The 2,424-nt window shown below is 73.8% G+C and carries 2 protein-coding genes; both read left to right on the top strand.

Annotated features, from left to right (window positions below; genetic code table 11):
• On the top strand, positions 1-435 hold a 435-nt coding region (locus tag HW445_RS26905), incomplete at its 5' end, for a VWA-like domain-containing protein (protein ID WP_257231311.1).
• Between the two features lie 186 nt (positions 436-621).
• Complete coding sequence (gene oxc / locus HW445_RS26900; protein ID WP_180223474.1) at positions 622-2,352, top strand: oxalyl-CoA decarboxylase; 1,731 nt, start codon at positions 622-624, stop codon at positions 2,350-2,352.
• Positions 2,353-2,424 lie beyond the last annotated feature (72 nt).

Raw genomic sequence — 2,424 nt, 5'->3', positions numbered from 1 at the left:
GCCCTGCGGGGCGTCGTGCTGCCCAGCCTGCGCCGGCCGCTGCCCCGGGTGGCCGTGGTCGTCGACACGTCCGGATCGATGGGGGAGGCCGAACTCGCCGCCGCGCTGGGGGAGATCACCGGTGTGCTGCGTGAGGTCGGGGTGCGCGGGAACCGGGTGGCCGTGCTCGCCTGCGACGCCGACGTGCACGCCGTGTCCAGGGTGACCTCGGTGGACCAGGTCGCCCTGGGCGGCGGAGGCGGCACGGACATGCGGGTGGGGATCGAGGCCGCCCTCGCGGGGCCCGACCGTCCCGGCGTCGTCGTCGTGCTCACCGACGGTTCGACCCCCTGGCCCGCGGAGCCGGCGGCCTGCCGGCTGATCGCCGCCCTCGTCGGCGACGCGGCACAGGACCCCCCGTCCTGGGTGGAGACGGTGCGCGTTCCGGCCGGCTGACACGCCCGTCCCCCACGCCCGTCGCTCCCCACGCGCGCGGCGGCGATTCCGATTCGCTCCGGCCACGGTATGGCGTCGCCCCGCCGCTTCCGGGATACTGCATACACTCGCACGGAATACTGCATACAGTCGTCCGTTCGGACGCGGACGAGGAACTCGGCGACCCTCTCAGGGAGGAACCGGACCATGACGGACACTGTCGCGCAGGCCACGGGGACGGAGGGCGCCGGACCGGACGCCCTGACCGACGGGATCCACCTGGTCGTCGACGCGCTGAAGCTCAACGGCGTCGAGACCGTCTACGGGGTGGTGGGCATCCCCGTCACCGACCTGGCGAGGCTCGCCCAGGCGTCGGGGATCCGCTACATCGGCTTCCGGCACGAGAGCGACGCCGGGCACGCCGCGGCCGCGGCCGGCTTCCTCACCCAGCGGCCCGGCATCTGCCTGACCGTCTCCGCGCCGGGCTTCCTCAACGGGCTGGTGGCCCTGGCCAACGCCACCACCAACTGCTTCCCGATGGTGCAGATCTCCGGCTCCAGCGAGCGGCACCTGGTCGACCTCCAGCGCGGGGACTACGAGGAGATGGACCAGCTCGCCGCCGCCAAGCAGTTCGCCAAGGCGGCGTTCCGGGTCTCGCGCGCCGAGGACATCGGCCGCGGTGTCGCACGCGCCATCCGCACGGCGGTCTCCGGCCGCCCCGGCGGCGTCTACCTGGACATCCCCGCGGCCGTCCTCGGCGAGATCGTCGACGCCGGCAAGGGCGCGGCCTCCTTGTGGCGGCTGGTCGACCCCGCCCCGCGCCAACTGCCCCAGCCGGCGGCCGTGGACCGGGCGGTCGACCTGCTGGCGCGGGCCGAGCGGCCGCTGATCGTGCTGGGCAAGGGCGCCGCGTACGCGCGGGCGGACGAGTCGGTCCGGGCCTTCGTGGAGTCCACCGGCATCCCCTACGTCCCGATGTCGATGGCGAAGGGCCTGCTGCCCGACGACCACCCCCAGTCGGCCGCCACCGCCCGGTCCCTGGCGCTGAAGCGGGCGGACGTCGTCATGCTGGTCGGCGCGCGGCTCAACTGGCTGCTCGGTCACGGCGACGCGCCCCAGTGGAACCCCGACGCCACCTTCGTCCAGGTCGACATCGCGGCCGACGAGATGGACAGCAACCAGCCCATCGCCGCCCCACTGGTCGGCGACATCGGCTCCGTGATGGAGGCGCTGGCCGAACGCGCCAAGCCCGGGCGGATCACGGCCCCGGCGGCCTGGCGGGAGGAGCTCGCCACCCGCTCGGCGCAGAACGTGGCGAAGATGTCCCGGCGCCTGGAGGCCGCCAGGGCGGCGCATCCGATGAAGTTCCTCGGCGCCCTCCAGGCCGTGCGGGACGTGCTCGCGGAGAACCCCCGCGTCTACGTGGTCAACGAGGGCGCCAACGCCCTCGACCTGGCCCGCAACACCATCGGGATGCGGGTGCCCCGCCACCGTCTGGACAGCGGCACCTGGGGCGTCATGGGCATCGGCATGGGCTACGCCATCGCCGCCGCCGTGGAGACCGGCGAGCCGGTGGTCGCCATCGAGGGCGACAGCGCCTTCGGGTTCAGCGGCATGGAGATCGAGGCCGTCTGCCGCTACAACCTCCCGGTGGTCACCCTCGTCCTGAACAACAGCGGCGTCTACCGCGGCGACGAGGCCTCCACCACGGCCGACCCGGCCCCCACCTCGCTCAAGGCGCGCCACGACCTGATGATCGAGGCCTTCGGCGGCAAGGGCTACCAGGCCACCACGCCCGACGAGGTCGCCGCCGCGCTCCGTGAGGCGCTGGCGGCCGGCGTGCCGGCACTCATCGACTGTGTCATCGACCCCTCGGACGGCACGGAGAGCGGCAACATCTCCCACCTGAACCCGAAGGGCCTCAAGGCGAAGGGCTGAGCCCGAGGCCGACACGGCCGACACGGCCGACGGGGTGACAGGGCCGACAAGGCCGACAGGGCCGACAGGGCC

It is taken from the genome of Streptomyces sp. UH6 (assembly GCF_013421635.1).
GTDB classification, from domain to species: Bacteria; Actinomycetota; Actinomycetes; order Streptomycetales; family Streptomycetaceae; genus Streptomyces; species Streptomyces abyssomicinicus.
This window is presented reverse-complemented; position numbering and strand designations above follow the sequence as displayed.

Coding starts and splice junctions, on each gene's coding strand:
- oxc (WP_180223474.1), top strand. CDS start 622: ATGACGGACACTGTCGCGCAGGCCACGGGGACGGAGGGCGCCGGACCG.